Origin of the sequence: Pseudomonas chlororaphis subsp. piscium (assembly GCF_003850345.1) — a bacterium.
Lineage (GTDB): Bacteria > Pseudomonadota > Gammaproteobacteria > Pseudomonadales > Pseudomonadaceae > Aquipseudomonas > Aquipseudomonas piscium.
On sequence record NZ_CP027707.1, the window covers coordinates 6,795,289 to 6,819,381 of the forward strand.

A 24,093-nucleotide genomic window follows, 5' to 3' on the forward strand; every position below is an offset into this window, starting at 1 on the left:
CTGACATGAAAGCCGTAATTCTCGCCGCCGGCCGCGGCTCCCGCCTGAAACACCTGACTGCCGCGCAACCCAAGCCCCTGGCCCGCCTGGCTGGCAAGCCGCTGCTCGAATGGCAGCTGCACGCCCTGGAAAACGCCGGGGTCGACGAGGTGCATCTGGTCAGTGGTTATTGCAGCGAAGCCCTTGAAGGCTATGGCCAGAGCCGGCTGTACAACCCGCATTGGGCCAGCAGCAACATGGTGCGCAGCCTGATGCGCGCCGATGCCCTGCTGTCCAGCGAACCGACCCTGGTGTGCTACGGCGATATCGTCTACCGCCCGGACATCGTCCGTGACCTGATGGCCTCCCAGGCGCCCCTGAGCATCACCTACGACCTCGACTGGTGGGACCTGTGGTCGGCGCGCTCCGATGATCCCCTCAGCGACGCCGAAAGCTTCCACCAACAGGCCGGCCAACTGCTGGGTATCGGTGAAAGGGTCGCCAGCCGCGAGGAAATCGAGGGCCAGTACATGGGCCTGCTGAAATTCACTCCCGCAGGCTGGAGCCAGGTCCGGACACTGCTGTCCGGCATGAGCGACCCGCAGATCGACAAACTGGACATGACCAGCCTGCTGCGTGCCCTGCTCCAGGCCGGCACCGCCATCGCCACCGTGGCCATTCGCGGTGGCTGGGTGGAAGTCGACAATCAGTCGGACATCGCCCTGTACGAACAGCGCATCGCCCAACCGGGCTGGTCCCACGACTGGCGCGGCTGAGCCGCCCGCCGCAACATCCTGAGTCTATTTGCTGGCGCGGCACAGCCCCGGTCGGGGCTAGGCTTGCACAACCGCAGGACGCGGTTTCCCAGCCTCAAGGAACGAGTCATGTCTCTGGCCATCGTCCACAGCCGTGCCCAGACCGGCGTGCAAGCGCCGGCCGTGTCGGTCGAAGTCCATCTGGCCAACGGCCTGCCGGCCCTGACCCTGGTGGGCCTGCCCGAAGCGGCGGTCAAGGAAAGCAAGGACCGGGTGCGCAGCGCCATTCTCAATGCCGGCTTCGATTTTCCAGCCCGGCGCATCACCCTCAACCTCGCCCCGGCCGACCTGCCCAAGGACGGTGGGCGCTTCGACCTGGCAATCGCCCTGGGCATTCTCGCCGCCAGCGTGCAGGTGCCGACCCTGGCCCTGGAGAATGTCGAATGCCTGGGCGAGCTGGCGCTTTCCGGCGCGGTTCGCCCGGTGCGCGGCGTGCTGCCAGCGGCCCTGGCCGCGCGTCAGGCCGGCCGCACGCTGATGGTGCCGCGCGCCAATGCCGAGGAAGCCTGCCTGGCCTCGGGACTGAAAGTGATCGCAGTCGAGCATTTGCTGGAAGCCGTCGCCCACCTCAACGGCCACACCCCGATCGAGCCCTATGCCTCGGACGGCCTGCTCTACCAGAACCGGCCCTACCCCGACCTGAATGAAGTGCAGGGCCAACTGGCCGCCAAACGCGCGCTGCTGGTGGCCGCGGCCGGTGCGCACAACCTGCTGTTCAGCGGCCCGCCAGGCACCGGCAAGACCTTGCTGGCCAGCCGCCTGCCCGGCCTGCTGCCGCCGCTGGAAGAGCAGGAAGCCCTGGAAGTGGCCGCCATCCAGTCGGTCACCAGCCACATTCCCCTGAGCCACTGGCCGCAGCGGCCGTTTCGCCAGCCTCATCACTCTGCGTCAGGGCCAGCCCTGGTGGGCGGTGGCTCGAAACCGCAGCCTGGGGAAATAACACTCGCCCATCACGGTGTGCTGTTCCTTGATGAGCTGCCGGAGTTCGATCGCAAGGTCTTAGAGGTGCTGCGCGAACCGCTGGAGTCCGGGCAGATCGTCATTGCCCGGGCCCGCGACCGGGTGCATTTTCCCGCGCGTTTTCAGCTGGTGGCGGCGATGAACCCCTGCCCCTGTGGATATCTTGGCGAGCCCAGTGGCCGTTGCCGATGCACCCCGGAGCAGATCCAGCGTTATCGCAACAAGCTCTCCGGGCCGCTGCTCGACCGTATCGACCTGCACCTGACCGTGGCCCGGGAAAGCACAGCCCTCAACCCCAAGCCCCAGGCTGGGGATAACACCGTGCAAGCCGCGGCCCTGGTGGCCCGCGCCCGGGAGCGGCAACAACGACGCCAGGGTTGCGCCAATGCCTTTCTCGATCTGCCAGGCCTGCGCCGGCATTGCCAGTTATCCACAACCGACGAGCACTGGCTGGAAACCGCCTGCGAGCGCCTGACCCTGTCCCTGCGCGCCGCCCACCGCCTGCTCAAGGTCGCCCGCACCCTGGCGGACCTCGAGCAGGTCGAGCAGATCAGCCGCGAGCACCTGGCCGAAGCGTTGCAATACCGGCCGGCCGCGAGCTGAGGAGGATCACTCCTTGCTCAGGTCCACCAGCGGCGTCGGCCGTACTTCGGTCTGCCGGCCGTTCTGGATCTGGCTGATCTCGGCCAGGGATTTATCCACAGCCGCCTTGTCGGCCAGCAGGCTGTAGCGGATCTGGAACTGTTTGCTCTGCCTGGCCTCGATGGTCGGCACCAGGCCCAGCGGGCGCTGGTAGCGACGGTTGTAGGAGAAACTGGTGCCCGGCTCCAGGCCGGTCACGTAGCCCTGGCCCTGGGTGTCGGTGTTTTTCCACAGGGAGAACACCGGCAACTGCCCGGTATTGAAGCCCACCGCCACGCCGAGGCTGCCGGCCTTGTTGTGCAACACCGTCAGGGTATCGCCCTGGGCATCGGCGTAAGGCACCAGGTTGTAGACGGTCTCGTCGTAATCCCGGGTCGGGCCGCGGTAGGTCTGCCAATCCGCGAGGTCGGCCTTGGCCTTGTCATTGAACGGCGATACTTGCTTCACCGGTGCGGCGAACTTCGCGCCCTCTTCGAGGAACGGTGTGCTGAAGTTGCTGTGATACAGCGCCTGGTACTCCTTCGGATAGTCGCCGTTGTTGGTCAGGGTGTCGTTGAGGGTGAAACTGACGCTGCCCGGTTCGGTCACCAGTTCGGTGGCCACCGAGAAATCGACCTTCTTGAACGCCTGCTCCTTGAGTTCGCCCCGCAGGCTGATGGCGTACGGCGGCTTTTCGTCGATATGCAGGGTGACCTTGTTCGCCGGGATGTTCGCCGCCCGACCGTGCAAGGTCAGCAACTCGCCATTATCCATGCCCGGATGCCCGACCCACTCGTAGCCGCAGCGGGTCACCAACTCGTTGAAGCCTTCCAGCCAGCCCAGGCCGCCACGGCCGCTGAGCTCGATGAATGCCGGGTTGACCACCTCCTTGACCGGCGAATCCCAACCCATGCGCACCGCGCCGACGGAAGCCTGCAACACGTTCATGCCACGGGTCGGTACCACCGAGAGCTTCATCGCACCATTGTCGATATCGACGATGCTCACCCCCTCCTGCCGCCCGCCATGCAGGGTGCGCAAGGTCACGGAAAAGGGCTTGGCGGTTTTCACCCCCAACTGCGCGCTGGTGATATGGAAGTCCTGGGCGGCCTTGTCGGTATCGAGCAGGACATAGTCCCAGGCCATGGCGTGGGAAGCAGCGGTGAACGCGGAAAGAGCGACCAGCAGTCTGAGCGGTGTCATAGGGGTATGCCTTTATTGGAGTTGTGGGATTTTTATAGCGCTGATGAATCGTTTCAGCAAGCGTATAAATCAACTCCCTAACCAGACGTAAGACCACGGCTGGCCAGCTTCTCCGTCAAATCAGTGCACATGCTTGTCATCCCATGACACACTCGCCACCGCTGCCACCAATGTCACATTGACGACGACATCATTATGACATTAAGGTCGCCAGCTAATTTAGGGAGCAAGTACAGGCATTTTGTCTGTCCTTTTGCGCGAATGAGCACATGGAGTTTGGATGCGCGGGGCACTATTACGCAGCGGCAAAAGCGGATCATTCACTGCCCTGGGCGAAACAGGTCAACCGGTCTATCGGGCGGCCCTGCAACTGCGCGAAGCCATTCGTCGCAAGAATCCCGACATGGTCGACCACTTGGCCATCCCGCAAAGCGACGAGCTGGGCAACCAGATCGACTGGTACAGCGGTATGGCCGGCGATGTCATTCCCTGGAGCAGCGCGACCGAAGAGGAGCGCATCCCCGCACGCGCGCAGCTTGGAGCCCTCAAGACCGCACTTGAAGAACTGAGCCAACGCTTCCTCGGCAACGACCCAGCCGAGCAGCAAGGCGACAAGGCGGTTTTCGGGAAACTGCTCAAGCGCGTCATTCATTTCCCCGACGAAAATTTCGTCTACCTGGTGAACGGCAAACCAGTACTGACTTTCTGGGGATTCGAGCACGCCGACGCCGAGCGCAATCGCGACCCGTTGCACTGCCTGCAAGCCGTCGCTCCGGCGGCCCCCAGCACCCCTCTTGTCCCACCCGTGGCCGCTCCAGTGGCTGCCGCACCGGTCATAGCTCGTCCTTGGTGGCGTCGCTGGTGGTGGCTGCTGCCATTGCTCCTGCTGCTTTTGCTTCTGCTCCTGCTGGGTCTGCGCGGCTGCATCCCGGGTGTACCGATGGTCACGTTGCCAGTGGGCACCCAGCATGAAGAACCTGTGGCCGAGACGCCCTTGGAGCCCACCGCCCTACCTACGGTGAACGGTATCGTCACCCCCGGCACCGCCGTAATCGGCAGTGGCGGCGCCCTGGTCACTGAAACACCAGTGGTCGGTGGTGCAAACGAAACGACCGCAGCGGCCGACGTGAAGGTCGATCCGTCCGTCACGCCAAATGCGGAAACCGCAAACGACCCGGCACAGACACCTCCCGCCGCAGAGCCGACACCCCCGGCAACCCCACCGCAAACCCCGGCAGCCGCTACCCCTGCGGGTCCGGCACTGAGCATTCCAGCCAACAGCGCCGATGGCGTGGCTGACTTTCTCAACGGTCAGTACCGCGCAGGCGCTGGCATCCAGGATCGTCGGACGGGTAAGCCACTGCGTCTGGAATACCAGTTCAAGGACGGCAAGGGCGAAGTCACTGTGCGCCGGGCCAATGGCGTGACCTGCACCGGCCCGGTCACTGCGGCCATGAATAAAGGCAGCCTGGCGATCAACAGCCAGGGCCAGGCCGTGTGCGGCGACGGCAGCACCTATGACATGCCAAAGGTCGATTGTCGGCAGGGCGCGACCAGTGTCGCGGACTGCACCGGCGGTTATGGAAATGAGAAGTTCCCCTTGTCCATGCGCCAGACGGGCGAATAAAACTGGAAAACCCTGACATGTTGCCTGAAGTCACCCAATTCGAAGATACCGTCACCCTCGTCAGTGACACCGGCATCCAGTTCATGGACTTCGCCCTGCGCCTCGATCCGCGCAAGGAGCCGGCTGGAGAGTTCGCGCCGATGATCAGTGGGCTGGTTTGTCGCCTGCTGTACAACGAAGAGAAAGACTTTTACTTCTACGAACCCGAACCGGAAAAGATCGAAAAGACCAAGCCGGTGTTCAGTATCGACATGAAAAGCAGCCTCGAGTTGCTTGATGGCGTCTGGTTACCGATTCCATTCTTTCGTTTCATGCCGCCACATCGTTTCGACGAAGGCCCGAGCAACTGGTCGCGGATGCGCCTGGTCAAACTGCCGGCCCCGGATATCGACGGCAACACCCACCGTCTGACCATGGCCTTCGACAGCCGGGTCATGCCCAAGCGCGAAGGCACCGCCTATCTGGCCCCGAACGAAGAAGACATCAGCTCCGGCGTGTCCTTCAAACTCGCCAGCAAGGCCCAGGAGCTGCGCTGGTTCCTGGCCCAGCCGTGGGTCAACGAATGGCTGCTGGAGGTGTTCAACGAGGGCAATAACCATCGCTCCCGCGAAGAACTGGACATCGACATCCGCGCCAACCACCACCTGGCCCACTACCTGAATGTGCTCAGCCTGCTAGGCAGACCCACGGCGGCACAGCAGTCCGACAAACCACCAAAGGTAGAGATCCCCGAGCTCAAGGTGGTCGCCAACGACAGCAACAGCCTGGTCAAGCCGATTCCGGTGGATCTGGTGCTGGACGTCGGTAACTCGCGCACCTGCGGCATCCTGATCGAGAACCATGGCCAGGCTGGTTCTGGGCTCAAGCAGAACTATGTACTGGAACTGCGCGACCTGATCGCCCCCGAACACACCTACAACCAGCCATTTGAAAGTCGCGTGGAGTTCTCCCAGGCGTACTTCGGCAAGGACCACTGCTCGGTCAAGAGCGGCCGCCATGATGCCTTCCAATGGGCAACTGTCGCACGCGTCGGTAGCGAGGCCGGACGCCTGGCCAGCCGTCGCCGCGGTACCGAAGGCTCCACCGGGCTCTCCAGCCCGAAACGCTATCTGTGGGACGAGAGCGCCTACGGCCACGGCTGGCGTTTCAACTGCTCCTACGTCAAGACCGACAACGAGCCTTACGCCACCGCAGCGCCGTTCTCGCACCTGATCAACGAAACCGGCGAAGCCCTCTACACCCTCGATGAGGACGACCGCCTGCCGGTGTTCATGCCGCGCTATTCGCGCAGCTCGCTGATGACCTTCATGCTGGCCGAGGTACTGGCCCAGGCCTTGTCGCAAATCAACAGCCCGGCCCAGCGTTCGCGCCAGGGGCACACCCGGGTACCGCGCCAGCTCAACAGCGTGACCCTGACCGTGCCCCCGGGCATGCCCCAGGCCGAACGCAGCATCCTCAACGAGCGCATGCTCCAGGCCATTGGCCTGGTGTGGAAAAGCCTCGGCTGGCACGCCGGCGAAGAAGACCCGCACCAGGACGAAAACCATAAGGCCCGCACACCGATCCCGAGCATCCGTGTGGAATGGGATGAGGCGTCCTGCGGCCAATTGGTCTATCTGTACACCGAGGTCAACGAAAACTTCGCCGGCCACCCGGAAGAGTTCTTCGACACCATCGCACGCCCGGACAAGCGTGACCGCGAACGCATCACCCTGGGCACCATCGACATCGGCGGCGGCACCACCGACCTGGTGATCACCGATTACCGCCTCGACCGCGCCGGCAACATGGGCAGCGGCAGTAACGTGCATATCGTGCCTGAGCAGCGTTTCCGCGACGGTTTCAAGGTTGCCGGCGACGACATCCTGCTTGACGTGATCCAGGATTTTGTCCTGCCCAGCTTCGAGAAAGCGCTGCACAGCGCCGGCGTCAGGGCCCCGGACTCACTGATGTCCCGGCTGTGCGGCGGCGAGACCGTCAGCGTGCAGGACGAAATCCTGCGCCAGCAACTGAACCTGCAGGTCTTCGTCCCACTGGGCCTGGCACTGCTCAAGGCCTATGAACACTATGATCCACAGGACCAGGCGGAAGTAGCCAACCATCGGTATCGCGACGTGCTGGGCGACAACGCCATCAGCCAGACTGTGCTCGACTACGTGAACAGCGCAGTGCGTCGAGAAGTGGGCGGGCAAAGCGGCTTCGACCTGTATGACTCGCCGATCAGCTTCGACCTGCAACGGCTGCACGCGGCCTTCCTCAACGACCAGATCAATATCACCAAGATCCTCGGTGCGCTCTGTGAAGTGGTCGCCCATTACCCCTGCGATGTGCTGTTGCTGACGGGTCGGCCTTCGCGCCTGCCCGGCGTCCAGGCCTTCATTCGCAAGGTCCTGCCGCTGCCGCCGGGACGCATCCTGGCGCTACAAAACTACCGCACTGGCGGCTGGTATCCATTCCACAAGAACGGGCGCATCGACGACCCGAAAAGCACCGCTTCGGTCGGAGCCATGCTCTGCCTGTTGTGTGCCAGCCACAGCATGCCGAACTTCTACTTCCGTTCTTCGGCGCTCAAGCCGTACTCGACGGTCAAGCACATCGGCATCATCGACCAGAACAACGTGATCAAGGATGCCGACGTGCTGTACCGCGACATCCAGTCCGAAGACAACAAGATCAAGTTGCCTGTGATCGGTACAGGCGATGAGGCCGATACGCCGCAGCTGGAAATGCGCGGCGACCTGCGCCTGGGCTTCCGCCAACTGGCTACCGATCGCTGGGCTGCGTCACCGCTCTACACCCTGAGTTTCACCCCCGCCGGCCGCGACAAATTCTCCCGTGCCGTGGGTGAGAACGGCGACGCACCGCTGCTCAAGGTGCGATTTGAAGTCAAAGCTCCGGACAAGCACACGCGCAAACACGGGCTGGTCAGCGACCGGCTCTCGGTGAGTGGCATCGAATCCAACAGCAACAATGTCAGCTTCAACCCGCGCAGCGACCTCAAGCTGGAACTCAATACCCTGCTTGACGCCAGCCTGAGCGAGACCAAGTACTGGCTCGACAGTGGAAGTGTGAAACGCAAATGAACGACCTGACCCCCGAACAAACTCAGCTCTCGACCAGTTGGGCCGCGGTTTATGAAGGTGCCGGTCAGGCACTGGAATGGATCAGCCAGACCCGTGGCAATGCCCCGCGGCTGGACGGCGAAGCCGACAATCTGAACCTGCGTTTGCATCGCGCGCGCAATCTGGCCCATAGCCTCGGACGCGTCGCTTGCACACCGATGACCATCGGCTTTTTCGGCCTGTCCCAGGCGGGCAAGTCCTACCTGATCTCGGCCTTGGCCGCAGGCCAGAACGGCAAGCTGGAAACCGAACTCGGCAGCAAACGCCTGGATTTCATCGAACACATCAACCCGGTGGGTGGCGGCAAGGAAGCCACCGGCCTGGTCACGCGTTTCAGCCGCCGGGCCAAGCCCAGCGAGGACCCGCAGTTTCCGGTCGAGCTCAAGCTGTTCAATGAAATCGAACTGGCGAAGATCCTTGCCAACTCCTGGTTCAAGGACTTCGACCTGGAGCGCATCTCCTACGAAATCGACGAAGAACGCATTCAGCGCGTACTCAAGCCGTTCGAGGGCCGGGAAACGGGGCCCCTGCAACCGGGCGTCAGCGCCGACGACCTGGTGTCGTTGTGGGATTACCTGCGGGACAACTTCCGCAACTCGGTGAAAAAGCTCGAGCATCTGTACTGGCCGAAGGCGCTGCAACTGGCGCCGCGCCTGAACTTCCAGGAACGCGCCGAGCTGTTCTCGATTCTCTGGGGCGAGCAACGCGAACTGGTCCGTGCCTATCAACAACTGGCCGGGGCCCTGCACAAGCTCGGCCTGCCCGAAACCGTATTTGCTCCACTGCATGCGCTGGTGCGTTTCGAGAACGATGCCTATAGCCAGCGCGATAGCATCATGAACGTCGACATTCTCGAACGTTTTGCCACTCCACAGGATTTGCCGATCGAGGTCCGCCCACAGATTGACGGACGCCTGCACAACAGCCAGGGCATCCCGGTGGCGCAGCTCGCGGCATTGACCGCAGAGATGATTTTCCGCCTGATCGAGGCCCCCAGCGACGAGATCGTCGACCACGTCGATCTGCTGGACTTCCCAGGCTACCGCGGACGCAAGAAGCTCCATGAAATCGCCAATTCCAGCGACCCGGACTCCAGCACCAAGGACAATTCCGTCTCGCAACTGATCCTGCGGGGCAAGGTTGCCTACCTGTTCGAACGCTATACCGACAATCAGGAAATGAACGCCCTGGTGGTCTGCACCGGCTCGACCAAGCAGAGCGACGTCAACGATGTCGGCCCAGTGCTGACCCGCTGGATCGAAAAAACCCAGGGTGGCGATGCCGCCACACGCGCCAAACGCGAAACCGGCCTGATCTGGGCGCTGACCATGCTCGACCTGCGGGTCAGCACCTCACTCAAGCTGACCCCGGCGCAGTATGACGAAAGCTGGGACGGCATGATCAAACTGACCATGCTCGAACGTTTCGGCAGCCTGCCGTGGATGAACGACTGGGCGGGCGCGCCGTTCCAGAACACTTTCCTGGTGCGCAAACCGCGCATGGACGCGGCCTTCATCAAGCAAGACAGCTCAGGGGCGGAAACCGGAATCAACCCGGACTATCAGGACCGTCTCAACGAACTGGGCCAGAGCTTCGCCAGCAACGAACTGGTGTGCAAACACATCAAAGCGCCAGGCAAAGCGTGGCAAGCCATGCTCAAGGAAGACGACGGCGGTATCAGTCACTTCAGCAGCAGCTTCAGCGGTGTGGCCAACACTGAGTTCAAGTTGCAACGCATCCGCGAGCAACTGAGCGAATGCATCGAAAGCCTGACCGTCCATGGGTTGAGCACCTGGTACCACGCCGATGGCGACGGCGCCGCGGCAGCCAAGAAAGCCCAGGCGCAGATGATTCTGACCCAGTTGGGCCGTCGTCCGGCCGTGCTCGGCGAGTTGATCAATCATCTCGACGTGCCCAGTGAGGAAATCCGCGACCTCTACCTCAGCGGTGTATACGAAAGCGACGAGGTGCAAGCCAGCGACGAACCGGCAACACCGGCATCGAGCCCGAGCCTGTACGGTGACGATGGCGGTTTCGACTTCGCTGACTTCGGCGACGACCTGGACAGTAGTCCGGCCCATGTTTCGGCCGACATCAAAGCACCGGAAGCACAAAGCAACGAGCACCGTTTCGCCAAGGCCGCCTTTACCGCCTGGATCGCTCACCTGCGCGAACTGCCGACCCGCCAGAGCCTGCTGAATCTGCTGGGCCTGGAAAAGGCCGTGATCGAAGCGACAGTCGATGAGCTGGTGACCGCCGGACATCGCCAGGACCTGCCTGGCCAGCTGAGCCGTGCCGTGCTCAAGCGCGCCCAGAGCGGTGCGCGCCGCGACCAGCTGGTGGAGCGTCAGGTGCTGGAAGTGCAGCGCGTACTGCGCGATTTCGTGTCGTGGTTCGGCTATATCCAGAAGCCCGTTACCGAGCGGCCCAACAGCCGCGCGGGCGCCAAGGCTCCGTTGTTCTCCTTCTATACCGACGTAGGCCCGGGCCAAGTTCCCGTGTTACCGGCCCAACCGGCAAACCAGGCGCAGCTGTTTCTGGGCGACTGGCTCTCGGGCCTGGCCTACATCACGCTGGATAACGCCGGCCATGGCGCCGGTCGCGAAATCACCCCCGAACAGAACGAAAAGCTGGGCCGCGTGCTCACAGCCTTCACAGCGAGATAAGCAATGCCCATTCGAGTCGACCTGCTCGCGTTAGAGCCCAATGCACCCGGCCAGGCCCGCCTGACGGTAAAAAAATGGCAAGGCTCTCCGGAGAACCTGGAGTTTTCGATCCAGCGCAACCAGGATGCCTACTACCTGCAGAATGGGCAGAAGTGGAGCAACAACCCGTACTGGTTCCAGATCTCCCGATTCGATCTGGATGCCAGCGGCGAAACCCTGCAAACCCAGGTGGGCATGGAGGTGGTCGACCCATTGCTGGAAGGCAGCGCCAATTCGAACTTCCAGATCGAACTGCGCGAACAAGGGCCGGGGTTCAGCGACAAGGGCGTGGTTCGTCCGGGAGCCGGCCTGTTGCCGTCCACAGCAGGAGGTCAGACCCGTTCGACGTACGACGCGGGTCATCTGGCCTCCCCGACAGCTGCCGATAGCCCGGAAATCCCGCAGCTGCCGGAACTGACGCTGCCGGAACCCGAGCCGGCACCGGACGACTCACGCTTCGCCATCAACGAAACAGAACCCCTGGTGCAGCCACCGGTACCGGTGAAAAAGAACCGCTGGATCTGGCCGCTGCTCCTGATCCTGGTACTGCTTGTCGCCGCCGCGGCCTGGTTCTGGATGCAAAAGGCCGAGGCGCCGGCACCCGCCGCCGAAGCCGGTGCCTGCACCCTGGAAAGCATGAACGGCCAACCCGAGCTGACGTTCGTCCAGGCCTGCATCAAGGCCGCGCCAGCCAGCGCCCAACTGCTGGAAATCATCAATCTGGCCAAGACCAACAACCATTGCGGCGTGGCCCAGCGCTTGTACGCCAACCGCGCCCAGGCCGGCGATCTGCAGATCGCCAGCGCCTATGCCCACGAATACGACCCCAAGTACCACAAGGCCAGCAGCTGCTTCGCAGAGCCCGACAAGGCCACTGCCGCTTACTGGTACGAAACCATCCTCAGCCACGAACCGGACAACGCAGAAGCCAAGCAGCGCTTCGAGGAGTTGCAGAAGTGAGTCGCGCCTCCCTCAACCGTGCCCTGTTCGGCGCCGCCGCATTGCTGGCCCTGGGCATCAGCCCAGTGTCCCAGGCCGATGACAAACCGCTGATCCAGGAGGGCAAGAAGACCCTGTTCCAGCGCGTGCTGACCACACCTGGCTGCCATCTCAGCCCAGCGGCGGGCGGTGCGGCAGGCGAGGCCCAACCGACTTTCTCGCGTTTCTATGTGTATGAACGCGCCCAGGCCGGCAATGCCGAATGGCTGAAGGTCGGCCCTGACAGCTACGGCAAGACCGTCGGCTGGCTGCCGGCCAACTGCACCACCGACTGGAAAATGCAGCTGACCCTGGCATTCACCAACCCGGCCAACCGTGATCGCCTGCTGTTCTTCAAGGACCGCACCACCGTCGAAAGCATCCTCGATGCGCCGGACCCGGTGAGCAAGGTCGCGCCGCTGCGCGCCAAGCTCAAGCAAGGCGCCCAGGCCCCCGGGGTACTGGCCGAAGAACCTGAATACTTCGTCGATCTGCAAAAGCAGTTCTACCTGCTGCCGATTCTCAGTGGCGAAGAAGTGATGACCGAAAGTGGCTTCCGCACCCGCCTGCTGAACGTCGCGTCGGTCAGCAAGGACGATGACAAGAACGCCAAGGGTGGCAGCGGCGCAGGCGCCAATGGCGGGGCCGGCGGCGACGTCAATGCCAGCAGCCAGCTGAAGGAGTTCAGCGCCGCGGTGGTGTTCGTCATCGACTCGACCATTTCCATGGACCCCTACATCGACCGTACCCGTGAAGCGATCCGCAAGGTCTACCAGCAGATCGAGTCGCAGAACCTGGGCAAGCAGGTCAAGTTCGGCCTGGTCGCCTTCCGCTCCAGCACCAAGGCCGTACCGGGCCTGGAATACGTGAGCAAGATGTATGCGGACCCCAATCAGGTCAAAGACAGCGCCGACTTCCTGGCCAAGGTCGCCGACCTGAAACAGGCCAAGGTCTCCAGCAGCAGCTTCGACGAAGACGCCTATGCCGGCGTCATGCACAGTATCGACAAAGTCGACTGGAGCCAGTTCGGCGCGCGCTATGTGGTGCTGATTACCGACGCAGGGGCCATCGAAGGTGACGAGAAGCTGTCGAACACCGGGCTCAGCGCCACCCAGGTGCGCCTCGAAGCAGCCAAGCCTGGCGTGGCCATCTACACCTTGCACCTGAAGACACCCGCCGGACTCAAAGACCACAGCAAGGCCGAGGGGCAGTATCAGAACCTCTCGACCTACCCGGGCACCAACACCTCGCTGTACTACCCGGTCGACGCCGGTGACGTTCAGGCCTTCGGCCGCAAGGTCGATGCCCTGGCCACTGCCATCACCTCCCAGGTGAAGGCGGCATACATGGGTGAAGACGCCATCGGCAGCGCCCTCAACGCCAAGCAGGACCCGGCCGAGAAGAAGATGCTCGAAGACGCAGCGCTGATCGGCCATGCCATGCAGCTGGCCTACCTCGGTGAGAAGACCAACAGCAAGGCACCGCCGGTGTTCAAGGCGTGGATTACCGACCGTGACCTGATCAAGCAGAACATCCCCACCACCGATGTACGGGTGCTGCTGACCAAGGCCCAGCTCAGCGATCTCAGCGACGTGATGAAGAAGATTCTCGACGCCGCCAACGAAGGCCTGATTTCACCGACCGAAATGTTCGAGCGCTTGCGTTCGGTGGCCGCCACCATGGGCGCCGACCCCAATCAGCTGAAGCAGAACGGCAACGCCAAACTCGCCGACATGGGCGTGCTCGGCGAATACCTGGAAGACCTGCCGTACCAAAGCGAAGTCTTGAACCTGGATGAGGAAACCTGGAAGAGCTGGGATGGCCTGGCCCAGGAAAAATTCATCCGTACGCTGAACACCAAACTGCGTCACTACCAGCGCTATAACGCTGACGTAGACCGTTGGGTGGCTCTGGCCAAGGACAGCGATGCCCGGGATAACGTGTACCCGGTGCCCCTGGAAATGATGCCTTAACGAGACGCCCATGCTGGATATCAAAAACCTGCTGGTGCGCCGGGGAGAAGGCGCACAGGCTCATCAGGTGCGCCTGCCGGAACTGCAGATCGGTACCGGTCAGGTCCTGGCCATCACCGGCGAAAGCGGGTGCGGCAAAAGCACCTTGCTGGAGGCTATCGGGTTGCTGCTACGGCCGGTGGAACTGCAACGTCTTACGCTGACGCCACCCGGTTCGCCGGCTGCAACGCCGCTGGATATTGGCCGGTTGCTCGCCGACGACGACCAGCCAGCCCTGGCGGCGGTGCGCTCCAAGCATCTGGGGTTCATCCTGCAAAGCGGTGGCTTGCTGCCGTTCCTCAGCGTGCGCGACAACATCCGCCTGCCCCGCCGCCTGCTCGGCATGCCACTGCACAGCGAGCACGTCGACCGGGCCATCGCTGCCCTGCGTCTGGAGGCGCTGCTGGACAAGCGCCCCCAGGCACTGTCCATTGGCGAACGCCAGCGGGTGGCCTGTGTTCGGGCCATCGCCCATGAGCCATTGCTGTTGCTTGCCGACGAACCCACTGCGGCGCTTGACCCACACAGCGCCAGGCGCTTGTTCGAACTGTTGCTGAGTCTGGTGTCGAGCCTGGGCCTGAGTGCGCTGGTGGTGTCCCACGACTGGGCCTTGCTCAAGGACTTTGGCTTGCCGCGCCTGGGCGCGACCAGTCGTCAGGGAGAGACACTGTTTGAACCAATGGATTGATCGCCTGCGCCTGCTCGGCAAGCTGGCCATGGAAGACCTCTGGCACGACCGCAAGGTGTCGCTGTGTATCGCCGCTTCGCTGGTGGCGGTGATTGCTCCGTTGTTGCTGCTGTTCGGCCTCAAGCACGGAGTGGTCAGCCAATTGCAGGACGAATTGCTGCGAGACCCGCGCAACCTTGAAGTGAAGATGCTCAGCAGCGGCAACTACGACAGTGCCTGGATCGAACGTCTGCGCCAGCAGCCCGAGACCGGCTTTGCCCTGGGACAGACCCGTTCGCTCAACACCCAGGCCGACCTGTTCATCGGCATGCAACGCTTCGTCGAAAGCGCGGAAATCATTCCCACCGACGCCGGCGACCCACAGCTGAACCTGCCTGGGGTCAACCCCAGCGGTCATCAATTGATCCTCAGTGCACGAGCCGCGCAACGCCTGCAGGCCAAGGTCGGCGACAGCGTACGCTTACGCGCCGAGAGGCGGCTGGACGGCAACCGGGAGCGCGGTGAGGTAGCCCTGACGGTAATCGCGATCCTCGACGGTGCACGCTTCGGCCGCGCCGCAGGATTTGTCGCGCCGCCCCTGCTGCTGAGCCTGGAGCACTTTCGCGACGGCTATCAGGTCAGCGAGTTCGGCGTCGATACCGGCAAGCCCGTGGGCAATCTGCAACCGCTGTACGCGCGGGCCCGCCTGTATGCCCGCGACATCGACCAGGTAGCCCCGCTGGAGCGCTGGCTGAACCAGCAGCACATCGAAACCTCCAGCCGCCTGGCCGACATCGATAACGTCAAGGCCATCAACCATGTGCTGGGGCTGATCTTCGGGGTCATCGCCCTGGCGGCGCTGATCGGCTGCGTCGCCTCGATGGTCGGCGCCTTCCTGGCCAACATCGACCGTAAGCGCAAAAGCCTTGCAGTCCTGCGCCTGCTGGGCTTCAACCGCCCGGCGGTGGCCGGTTTTGTAGTGTTACAGGCACTGTTCTTGAGCCTGGCCGGCTACCTCGGCGGCCTGGGGTTCTACTTTGTCGGCAGCCAACTGTTCGATGTCTTGCTCGGCAGCAGCCAGGCCACCGGCACTTTCATTTGTCACATCACCGTCTGGCATGGCCTGGCGGCGTTGCTCATTACCTTTCTGGTCGCTGCTCTGGTTGCCCTTATCGGCGCCATGCGAGCCATCAGCATCCAACCTGCGGAGAGTCTGCGTGAGCTATAAACGTTTCGGCTGGCTGTTGTTGCCCCTGAGCCTGGGCTATGTACTCGACGCCTCGGCTGCGGGCTGGGAAGAAAAGTTCTACAACCCGATGCCCCAGGACAACGACGTGATCCTGCCGATGCCCTGCGAAGGCTCGATGGTGTTTCGCAAGGTGTTCATCCCGGTGGCCGGACCGCTGGACGACTATCCGACCAACATTGGCCAGGACGGCTCGGAGTACGGCTACGTCGAACAGACCCGCCCGACCTTCATCGCCGGTAGCTTCACCGGTGCCAAATCCGACAAGTCGCGCTACTACCTGCTGGCCAAGTACGAAATGAGCCAGTTGCAATATGCCGCACTGACCGAAGAAACATGCCCGACCGCCTCGACCAAGCTGCGCCTGCCACAGGTGGCGGTCAGCTGGGTCCAGGCCGTCGAGGCAGCGGACAAATACAACCTGTGGCTGCGCAAGAATGCCGCCGACAAGTTGCCCAAGGAAGACGGCGCCCTGGGTTTCCTGCGGCTGCCAACCGAAGTGGAATGGGAGTTTGCCGCTCGTGGCGGCATCGAAGTCGGCACCGCCGAATTCCGGGACACCCGCTACCCGATGCCCGAAGGCCTGAATGCCTACGAGTGGTTTGCCGGTGCGCAATCGTCCAACGGCAAGCTGCAGCTATCCGGTCTGCAGAAACCCAACCCGCTGGGCCTGCACGACATGCTTGGCAATGCCGATGAAATGATCTTCGAGCCGTTCCGCCTGAACAAGCTCGATCGCCAGCACGGCCAGGCCGGCGGTTATGTGGTGCGCGGCGGCAACTACCTGACGTCCCAGGCAGACCTGCGCACCTCGCTACGCAAGGAAGAGCCGTACTACAACAGCGACGGCCAGGTGAAGAACAAGACCACCGGGCTGCGCCTGGCCCTGGTGTCGCCGACCCTGACCTCTCGCGATCGCGTGGCCAGCATCGAAAGCAGCTGGAAGAAACTCGGCACCGGCGCCACCCCCAACGCGCCATCGACACCCGGCACCGCCCAGGCCTTGGGCACCCTGGCCTCCGGCGTCGAAGACAAAGCCCTCAAGGAAAAGCTCCAGGCTCTGGAAAACCAGTTGCGCGCCAGCAACCAGCAGCAGGAAGAAACCCGCGACCAGGCGATCCGCGCCAGCCTCAACCTCGGCGCCTTCCTGTGCACCAAGATGCTCGACGATGGCCAATACGTGGACTTCCTGCAGAAGAACTATGCCCTCAACTGTGAATCGGCCGAGAAAGACGCCACCTGCGACATGCGCAAGGGCAAGCTCGACGAACAGAAGGACCGCCTGCACAAACTCAGCCGCTACTACGCCAGCAGCCTGGTGGAATCCGCTTCCCTGTACGGCCAGCCCTTGATCGAGCCGCAAGTACCGGTGATGGAAGAAATCATCTCGCGTAACAAGCAACTGCAGGATCTCAAGCCGTACCTGCGTACCCACTGGGCCAACCAGAAAGCGTTCCTGCAAAAACAGAAGATCGACACCGAGGCCTGGCTGAAAAGCTGCAAGTCCGTAACCCAATAAGAAATGCCAACATCGCTAGAAAAAACGCCAACACCGCCAACCAGGAGCACCACCATGTCGCGCAGCCTTTGGACTCGCTTCAAGCTACAGATCGCTTTCATCCTCACCGGCAGCCTGCTGCTGACCGGCTGCGCCAGCACCGGCAGCTCCATGCTCGGCGGCGACGGTGCCGACCCGCGCCTGACTCAGGGCAATGACGCCCAGTTCTTCAGCAAATCCGGCTACCAGGCCTGCGCCGTTGGCGCTGGCGTCGGCATCCTCGGCTGCGCCTTGTCCAACAGCAACAACAAGGCGGTCTGTGCGATTGCCGCGGGTATCACCGCATGCGGTGTGGCCATGGGCGCCAACTACTACCTGGACCAGCGTCGCAGCGAATATGCCGACACCACCACCCGCCTGCAAAAGATGAACGCCGACGTCGAGCAGGACACCCAGAACGTCATCACTCGCACCGCGACCGCCCAGCAAGTGATCAAGGATGACCAGGCACGCATCGCCCAGATCAAGCAGGACATGGCCAGCAAGAAACTGGACAAAGCCAAGGCACAGACGCAAATCGCCGAGATCGACCAGAACATCGTCCGCCTGCGCAAGGACCTGGGCAACATGCGCAACAAGGTGACCGAGTACACCAAGGTGGCCAACCTGGAACGCTCCCAGGGTGCCGGTGCGGAAATCAAGCAAGTGGATATGAGCATTCTGAAGATGAACGAAAAAGTCGCTTCTCTGCAGAAGGAAGTGGACGCGCTGTACAGCCAGCGTTCGGCAATCACCCTGGGTTGAGACCATCACCATGACCACTGTAAAACACTGGGCGGCGCTCGCTGTCGTATTGGCACTGGCCGGTTGCGCCAGCAAACCGGGCGACTGCGATGCGACCAACCGTGACGCCAGCATGCTGACCAAGATGAACTGCGACTACTCCGGCGGTTACAGCGAACAGGTCAAGCAGAAGGAACAGGTTCTGACCGCATCCCGTCAGGAAAACGCCATGTTCCGCCAGGTGTACGACAACATCGCCGCCCAACAGACCAGCACCCGCCAGGACCTGGCCAGCCAGCAACAGGCCCAGGCCTCGCTGAATCAGTCCCTGGGGCAGTTGCTCAAGTCGCTCAAGGCCCGTCATGGCAACGAGAGTCAGGTACAGCGGCAGATCGCCGGGCTCGAACAGCAACTCAAGACCGCTCAGGCCAAGACCGCCAGCAACACCCCGGCAGCCCTGGCGGCCAAGCAGGAAGAGCTCAAGGCCTTGCAGAAAAAGGTCAACCAACTGCAGTTCAGCCTGGGTTACGAATAACCTGCTCTCTCCCCAACCTTGCAGGCATCTTTCGGGATGCCTGCGCCATTTTCAGGAATCGTCTGCATGCAACGGGTCATCAGGGATGGTCAGTTCACCGTCGACAAGGTTGATGCTCTGTCGGCCAAGGTCGCGCTGATCCAGAAACACTTCCCGCCCACGGTCGCCAGCCTCTATGCCATCCCCCGCAAAGGCAGCGGTGACGTACTGGAATGGTGGACCGAACTGGGTGGCCAGCCTACGCCCTACGCTGAATTGAACGAGGATCAGCAACGGCGCTTGCTAGACCTCTACCAGCAGCGCCAGGACGCCCTGGGTCGGCTCGCAGACGAGCTGCAGAACCGTAATCAGCCCGAAGGCGCCAGCCTGCGTACGCTGATCGGCCCGCCTGAGCTGCAAGACCTCTACAGCCTCAACGGTGAACCCCTGGTGATTCGCTGGGGCCTGCGTCCCCCCAAACCAGTACCGCCGCCAGTCGTGGTACCGCCGGTGGTGGTACCGCCAAGCCGCAACTGGTGGAAAATCATCGCCGCACTGCTGGCCTTGCTGCTGTTGCTGCTTCTGCTATGGGCCGCCTATTGGTTCCTGTGCCCGCAAAGTCATCCCGTGGTACCGCAACCAGTGGCACCTGCCGCCGTCGAGCCCCCCATCACAGCGCCGAAGCCAGTAGCCGAGCCTGTCGTGCCCGAGGCCGTTCCGGAACCGGCTCCTGAGCCCGTACCAGAGCCGGTCCGGGAGCCTGCACCACCACCGCCACCGCCTAAACCCGCACCGGCGCCAACCCTGGACAACTACGCCTGCCGCAAGCAGGCACCGGATGCCATACCGCCGCAATTCGTGGTGGTACTGGATACCTCGGGCTCGATGAACATGAACATCAAATCGGTACAGGCCGATGAAGAATGGTTCTTTGGCAACCAGTTCAACCAGTACCTCGATCCGGTACGCGCCGAACGGATCTTCACCCCACCGAGTCGCCTGTCGGTAGCCACCGAATCGCTGACCAGCATGATCAAGGGGCTGGATCCGAAGATCGACACCCGCCTGATCACCTTCAATGGCTGCGCCAGCCAGATTGACCATGGTGTATTCAGGGCCGCCGACCGGCCACGGTTGATCAATGGTATTCGCGGGCTCGGCGCCAACGACGGCACACCGTTGGCGGACAGCCTGGCCAAGGCCGCGAGCACGGTCGACGGGCGCAAGAACGACGCGGTGATCGTCATGTTCGTTGACGGTGAGGACGGCTGTCAGAAGGACGTCTGCGCGGTGTCCCGGAAAATCGCCGCCCAGCAGCCACGCTTGCGAGTCAACGTGGTGAACATCGGGGTAGGCGGCCCGTCGCGCTGCATCGCCGAGAACACCGGTGGCCGGGTCTACAGCAGCAGCGACGCCGCCGGGTTGGGCAAGGCACTGAAGATGGCCAGCAAGGAAGTCTCCAGCAGCACCAAGTGCAACTAAACCACTTCTGGCTTAAATCCCAGCAACAGCTCGACCACTTCCATCACCTCATCCATCGCCGCTGCGGCGGCCTCGGCCGAGGGCCGCAGCAACAGGCCATCGGCATAACCCATGATCTGGGCGAAGATCTGCCGGGCTGCGCGTGCGGGTGATGCGCACTGGAACACCTGGGTCTGCACGCCGGCTTCGATGATGCTGGCGAGCATGGCCTGCCACTGCTCATCCACCTTCTGGTAGGCCTCGGCCAGCGCGGTGTCGTGCATGGCTTCATCCCAGGCATCGAGCCACAGCGCCCAGCTGTCTTCGGCGGAAACCGGCAGGCAATCGCGCAGGAATCCATGCAGGGCCGCAAGCGGCGGCAAGCCAACCAGGGGCGCGCCTACGGCGTCCAGTTGCTCGGTGGCAAAACGCACGAAAGCTTCGCGACGCAATTCATTCCAATCGCTGAAGTAGTGATAGATGTGGCTACGGGACAGGCCGGCGTGGTCCGCCAGGTCGCGGGTGGAGACAGCGGCGAAGCCCTTGCTGAGAAACAGCTCCAGAGCAGCGGCAATGATCTGGTCTTTGCGGTCGGTACGGGACATGCGGGCATTACCTCAGGGCGCCGGTGGATCGACGGTGCTTGCGTTTTGAGCGGTCGCTCAAATACTATTGAGCAGTCGCTCAATAATAGCGTTTATCTTCCATCCGGTGCACTCATGTCAGCCGTTACCCCGCAAGTCCTGATCGATGAAAGCAAAAAAATCGGCCAGCAATCCGCCAGCCAGACCCTAAAAGCCATCGCCCGCGCTTACCCTGGCAAGCTGTTCTGCACCTTATCGCTGGTGGCGCTGGAGAACGCGTTGCTGCTGGCCTACCCGCTGTTTGCCGGGTTCGCCGTGGACTCGATCATTCGCGGCGACGCCGGCAGCGCCCTGGTCTATGCCCTGGTGGTGCTGGCGTTCTGGGTGGTCGGGGCCGCGCGGCGGGCGGTGGATACCCGTACCTTCACGCGGATCTACGCCGACCTGGCGGTGCCGGTGATCCTCAACCAGCGCCTGCAGAACCAGAGCACCTCCACCGCCGCGGCGCGGGTGGTGCTGGCCCGGGAGTTCGTCGACTTCTTCGAGAAGCACGTACCGACCATCGCCACCGCGCTGGTCTCGATTGTCGGTGCGGCGGTGATGCTGTTGGTGATCGAACCCTGGGTCGGCCTGGCCTGCCTGGTGGCCTTGCTGCTGTGCATCACCCTGCTGCCGCGTTTTGCCCGGCGCAATCAGGAGCTGCATGAGCGCCTGAACGACCGGCTGGAAAAGGAAATCGGCCTGGTGGCCAAGGTCGGCGCCACGTCCCTGCAACGGCACTACCGGCTACTGTCGCGGCTGCGGATCTGGCTGTCGGACCGCGAGGCGGCGGCCTATCTGCTGCTCGGCTCGGCGGCCGCGCTGCTGTTCGTGATCGCCATCAGCCAACTGGCCCTGACCGAAGGGGTCAAGGCCGGGCATGTGTACGCGGTGATGACCTACCTGTGGACCTTTGTCAGCAGCCTGGATGAAGCGCCGACCATGGTCGACCAGCTGGCGCGCCTGCGGGATATCGGCAAGCGGGTGGATCCGGGGTTGGGGGAGAAGGCTGAGGAATGAGGGGGTCGGTCTGACGTTATCGCGGGCAAGTCGGATCGCCGCCCGCTCGCTCCTACAGATCGGCGTCGTTCATAAATATCGTGAACGACACAGCCCTGTAGGAGCGAGGCTTGCCCGCGATGCTGTCAGCGGAAGCGATCGACTTCCTGGCGCAGATCCGCCGCCAGCTTCTCCAGTTCCTTGGCGGTGATCGCCAGGTTCGACACCACTTCGCGCTGTTCGCTGTTGGCCAGGGCGATGCTTTGCAGGTTGCTGCTGAGCAGGGTCGCGGTGCTGCTCTGCTCCTGGGTCGCGGTAGTGATCGCGGCGAACTGCTGGCCGGCCGAGCGGCTCTGCTCGTCGATGCGGGCCAGGGCCGAGGCGACATTGGCGTTGCGCGACAGACCTTCCTGCATCAACACATTGCCCTGCTCCATGGTGGCGATGGCGTTGCCGGTTTCCTGCTGGATGCTGTTGATCATCCCCGAGATTTCGTCGGTGGCTTCGCGGGTCCGCGAGGCCAGGTTGCGCACTTCATCGGCGACCACGGCAAAGCCGCGGCCCTGCTCACCGGCACGCGCGGCTTCGATGGCGGCGTTGAGCGCCAGCAGGTTGGTCTGGTCGGCAATCGCGGTGATCACCCCGACGATGCCGCCGATTTCCTCGGAGCGCTGGCCCAGGGTATTGATCACGGTGGCGGTGCTGTTCAAGGCGCCGGCGATCTGCTCCAGCGAAGCCGAAGCTTCTTCCATCGAGGTGCGGCCGATCCGGGTCTGCTGGGCATTTTCCTGGGCCAGGCGTTCGGTGTTGCCCATGTTGTCGGCGATGTTCAGCGAGGTGGCGCTGAACTCCTCCACCGCCCCGGCCATGCTGCTGATCTCGCCCGACTGCTGCTCCATGCCCTCGTACGCCCCGCCCGACAGCCCGGACAGCGCCTGGGCCCGGCCATTGACCTCCTCGGCGGCCTTGCGGATGTGCTCGACCATGGTCGACAGGGCCTGGCCCATCTGGTTGAAGCTGCTCGCCAGCTGGCCGATTTCATCCTGGCTGGAGACATTCAGGCGCGCGCTCAGATCGCCCTTGCCCAAGGCGTCGGCCTGGCGCACCAGGTCGCCCAGGGGCGCGAGCTTGCTGCGCAGCAGCCAGACCGTGGCGCCCACCGCCAGCAGCATCGCCAACAGGCTGCCGATGACCAGGCGCGTACCGACGCTCCAGGTCACCGCACGGATTTCGGCTTTCGGCATGTTCGCCACCACCGACCAGGGCCCGCCTTCGAAGGGGACGGCGACGCTGTAGAAGTCCTCGCTCTTGTCGCTCCAGAAGCGGCCCTTGCCCGGCTGCTTGGCCAGTTCAGTAATGGTCGTTGCCGACTGCTCCAGGGCCTGCACGCCAGCCGGCGGGACCAGCCATTTATGCTGCTCGTCGAGCAACGCCAGGGAACCGGTCTGGCCGATGCGGAAGCGCTTGAGGTTGTCGAACTGGGCGTTCTGCGCGTCGGTGTAGTCGAAGCCGACGAACAGCACCGCGATCACCTGGCCGGCGCTGTCCCGCACCGGCGTGTACTGGGTCATGTACAGCCGCTCGAAGAGCAGCGCGCGGCCGACATAGCTCTGCCCCGCCATGAGTTTCTGGTAGGCCGGGTGCGCGTGGTCCAGCAGGGTGCCGATGGCGCGGCTGCCATCCTGCTTGCTCAGCGAGGTGCTGATGCGGATGAAATCGTCGCCGCTGCGCACGAACACCGTCGCCACGCCGGCGGTCATCTGCTTGAACTCGTCGACTTCCTCGAAGTTGTTGTTCAGCACCACGTCACCCAGGTGCAGGCCCGGGGTCTGGGTACCGGCCACGGTCACCGGCTGGTCCGGGTGCAGGCTCAGGCCGCTGCTGAAACGCTTTTCGAACAGCCCGCTCAGGCGTTGGGTACTTTCGCGCAGGGTGCTGTGGAAGGTATTGAGCTGGTCGGCCAGCAGCCGTGCCTCACTGGCCAGGTGTTCTTCCCGGGTGGCGAGGTTGGCGGCGTCCAGCGAGCGCAGGGCGAAGACGGTACTGCCGCTGATCACGATCGCCAGTACCACGGCGAGTGCGAGACCAAGCTGCGAGGCGATCCGGGCACGAGGTTGAGGCATGACAGCTCCTGGCCGAGAGACCGGATCGTCCTGATCTCGTCACACGCTCGGCAATGGTTCTAAAAGAATGAGATGTCGGAACCGATCAGAACGAAGGTTCCACTTCCAAGGATTCGGCGGCACCGATCAATACTTGAGTGCATCGGACGGGTATCGC

General features: G+C 63.0%; 17 protein-coding genes. 14 read left to right on the forward strand and 3 right to left on the reverse strand.

Annotated features, from left to right (window positions below):
- Positions 1–5 precede the first annotated feature (5 nt).
- The gene (locus C4K38_RS31000; protein WP_053281401.1) at positions 6–755 is read left to right on the forward strand and encodes a phosphocholine cytidylyltransferase family protein; all 750 of its coding nucleotides are present in this window, start codon (positions 6–8) and stop codon (positions 753–755) included.
- Between the two features lie 108 nt (positions 756–863).
- A complete protein-coding gene (locus C4K38_RS31005; protein ID WP_053281402.1) occupies positions 864–2,357 on the forward strand; it encodes a YifB family Mg chelatase-like AAA ATPase in 1,494 nt (497 codons plus the stop codon).
- 6 nt (positions 2,358–2,363) lie between these two features.
- Here C4K38_RS31005 and C4K38_RS31010 read toward each other — a convergent pair whose 3' ends face one another.
- Positions 2,364–3,578 carry an aldose 1-epimerase family protein gene (locus C4K38_RS31010; RefSeq protein ID WP_053281403.1) on the reverse strand — a complete coding sequence of 405 codons (1,215 nt, stop codon included), beginning with the start codon at positions 3,576–3,578 and terminating at the stop codon, positions 2,364–2,366.
- 280 nt (positions 3,579–3,858) lie between these two features.
- Here C4K38_RS31010 and C4K38_RS31015 point away from each other — a divergent pair, with 280 nt between their 5' ends.
- The 11 genes from C4K38_RS31015 (at position 3,859) to C4K38_RS31065 (ending at position 20,212) form a co-directional block, all read left to right on the forward strand.
- Positions 3,859–5,205 carry an SrfA family protein gene (locus C4K38_RS31015; RefSeq protein WP_053281404.1) on the forward strand — a complete coding sequence of 449 codons (1,347 nt, stop codon included), beginning with the start codon at positions 3,859–3,861 and terminating at the stop codon, positions 5,203–5,205.
- Between the two features lie 17 nt (positions 5,206–5,222).
- Complete coding sequence (locus C4K38_RS31020; protein ID WP_053281405.1) at positions 5,223–8,288, forward strand: virulence factor SrfB; 3,066 nt, start codon at positions 5,223–5,225, stop codon at positions 8,286–8,288.
- Positions 8,285–10,993, forward strand: a complete 2,709-nt coding sequence (locus tag C4K38_RS31025) for a putative virulence factor (protein WP_053281406.1) — start codon at positions 8,285–8,287, stop codon at positions 10,991–10,993. The genes C4K38_RS31020 and C4K38_RS31025 overlap by 4 nt, the downstream gene beginning before the upstream one ends.
- Positions 10,994–10,996: 3 nt before the next feature.
- A complete protein-coding gene (locus C4K38_RS31030; RefSeq protein ID WP_053281407.1) occupies positions 10,997–11,992 on the forward strand; it encodes a hypothetical protein in 996 nt (331 codons plus the stop codon).
- A 23-nt stretch (positions 11,993–12,015) separates the two neighbouring features.
- On the forward strand, positions 12,016–13,983 hold the full coding sequence (locus C4K38_RS31035; protein ID WP_414860368.1) for a vWA domain-containing protein: 1,968 nt from the start codon (positions 12,016–12,018) through the stop codon (positions 13,981–13,983).
- Positions 13,984–13,993: 10 nt separating this feature from the next.
- Positions 13,994–14,710 carry an ABC transporter ATP-binding protein gene (locus C4K38_RS31040; protein ID WP_053281409.1) on the forward strand — a complete coding sequence of 239 codons (717 nt, stop codon included), beginning with the start codon at positions 13,994–13,996 and terminating at the stop codon, positions 14,708–14,710.
- The gene (locus tag C4K38_RS31045) at positions 14,694–15,917 is read left to right on the forward strand and encodes an ABC transporter permease (protein ID WP_124345325.1); all 1,224 of its coding nucleotides are present in this window, start codon (positions 14,694–14,696) and stop codon (positions 15,915–15,917) included. Before C4K38_RS31040 ends, C4K38_RS31045 begins: the two co-directional genes overlap by 17 nt.
- Positions 15,907–17,454: an SUMF1/EgtB/PvdO family nonheme iron enzyme gene (locus tag C4K38_RS31050; protein WP_053281410.1), complete on the forward strand. Its 1,548-nt coding sequence runs from the start codon at positions 15,907–15,909 to the stop codon at positions 17,452–17,454. Before C4K38_RS31045 ends, C4K38_RS31050 begins: the two co-directional genes overlap by 11 nt.
- A 54-nt stretch (positions 17,455–17,508) precedes the next feature.
- Entirely contained in the window at positions 17,509–18,237 is a 729-nt protein-coding gene (locus C4K38_RS31055) for an OmpA family protein (RefSeq protein ID WP_053281411.1), read from the forward strand.
- 10 nt (positions 18,238–18,247) lie between these two features.
- Entirely contained in the window at positions 18,248–18,751 is a 504-nt protein-coding gene (locus C4K38_RS31060; RefSeq protein WP_053281412.1) for a hypothetical protein, read from the forward strand.
- Between the two features lie 66 nt (positions 18,752–18,817).
- Positions 18,818–20,212: a VWA domain-containing protein gene (locus C4K38_RS31065; RefSeq protein WP_053281413.1), complete on the forward strand. Its 1,395-nt coding sequence runs from the start codon at positions 18,818–18,820 to the stop codon at positions 20,210–20,212.
- On the opposite strand, the gene C4K38_RS31070 is transcribed toward C4K38_RS31065, so the two are convergent.
- On the reverse strand, positions 20,209–20,796 hold the full coding sequence (locus C4K38_RS31070; RefSeq protein ID WP_053281445.1) for a TetR/AcrR family transcriptional regulator: 588 nt from the start codon (positions 20,794–20,796) through the stop codon (positions 20,209–20,211). The genes C4K38_RS31065 and C4K38_RS31070 overlap by 4 nt on opposite strands.
- Before the next feature lie 114 nt (positions 20,797–20,910).
- Between C4K38_RS31070 and C4K38_RS31075 the strand changes: the two genes are divergently transcribed.
- Positions 20,911–21,834: an ABC transporter six-transmembrane domain-containing protein gene (locus C4K38_RS31075; RefSeq protein ID WP_172833166.1), complete on the forward strand. Its 924-nt coding sequence runs from the start codon at positions 20,911–20,913 to the stop codon at positions 21,832–21,834.
- A gap of 125 nt (positions 21,835–21,959) precedes the next feature.
- Here C4K38_RS31075 and C4K38_RS31080 read toward each other — a convergent pair whose 3' ends face one another.
- A complete protein-coding gene (locus tag C4K38_RS31080) occupies positions 21,960–23,936 on the reverse strand; it encodes a methyl-accepting chemotaxis protein (protein WP_053281414.1) in 1,977 nt (658 codons plus the stop codon).
- Between the last annotated feature and the right edge of the window lie 157 nt (positions 23,937–24,093).

What these genes read in the sequence shown, in the direction of transcription:
- C4K38_RS31040 (WP_053281409.1), top strand. Translation starts at nt 13,994, where the DNA reads ATGCTGGATATCAAAAACCTGCTGGTGCGCCGGGGAGAAGGCGCACAG.
- C4K38_RS31075 (WP_172833166.1), top strand. Translation starts at nt 20,911, where the DNA reads ATGTCAGCCGTTACCCCGCAAGTCCTGATCGATGAAAGCAAAAAAATC.
- C4K38_RS31025 (WP_053281406.1), top strand. Translation starts at nt 8,285, where the DNA reads ATGAACGACCTGACCCCCGAACAAACTCAGCTCTCGACCAGTTGGGCC.
- C4K38_RS31010 (WP_053281403.1), bottom strand. Translation starts at nt 3,578, where the DNA reads ATGACACCGCTCAGACTGCTGGTCGCTCTTTCCGCGTTCACCGCTGCT.
- C4K38_RS31070 (WP_053281445.1), bottom strand. Translation starts at nt 20,796, where the DNA reads ATGTCCCGTACCGACCGCAAAGACCAGATCATTGCCGCTGCTCTGGAG.
- C4K38_RS31000 (WP_053281401.1), top strand. Translation starts at nt 6, where the DNA reads ATGAAAGCCGTAATTCTCGCCGCCGGCCGCGGCTCCCGCCTGAAACAC.
- C4K38_RS31060 (WP_053281412.1), top strand. Translation starts at nt 18,248, where the DNA reads ATGACCACTGTAAAACACTGGGCGGCGCTCGCTGTCGTATTGGCACTG.
- C4K38_RS31030 (WP_053281407.1), top strand. Translation starts at nt 10,997, where the DNA reads ATGCCCATTCGAGTCGACCTGCTCGCGTTAGAGCCCAATGCACCCGGC.
- C4K38_RS31065 (WP_053281413.1), top strand. Translation starts at nt 18,818, where the DNA reads ATGCAACGGGTCATCAGGGATGGTCAGTTCACCGTCGACAAGGTTGAT.
- C4K38_RS31055 (WP_053281411.1), top strand. Translation starts at nt 17,509, where the DNA reads ATGTCGCGCAGCCTTTGGACTCGCTTCAAGCTACAGATCGCTTTCATC.
- C4K38_RS31080 (WP_053281414.1), bottom strand. Translation starts at nt 23,936, where the DNA reads ATGCCTCAACCTCGTGCCCGGATCGCCTCGCAGCTTGGTCTCGCACTC.
- C4K38_RS31015 (WP_053281404.1), top strand. Translation starts at nt 3,859, where the DNA reads ATGCGCGGGGCACTATTACGCAGCGGCAAAAGCGGATCATTCACTGCC.
- C4K38_RS31020 (WP_053281405.1), top strand. Translation starts at nt 5,223, where the DNA reads ATGTTGCCTGAAGTCACCCAATTCGAAGATACCGTCACCCTCGTCAGT.
- C4K38_RS31005 (WP_053281402.1), top strand. Translation starts at nt 864, where the DNA reads ATGTCTCTGGCCATCGTCCACAGCCGTGCCCAGACCGGCGTGCAAGCG.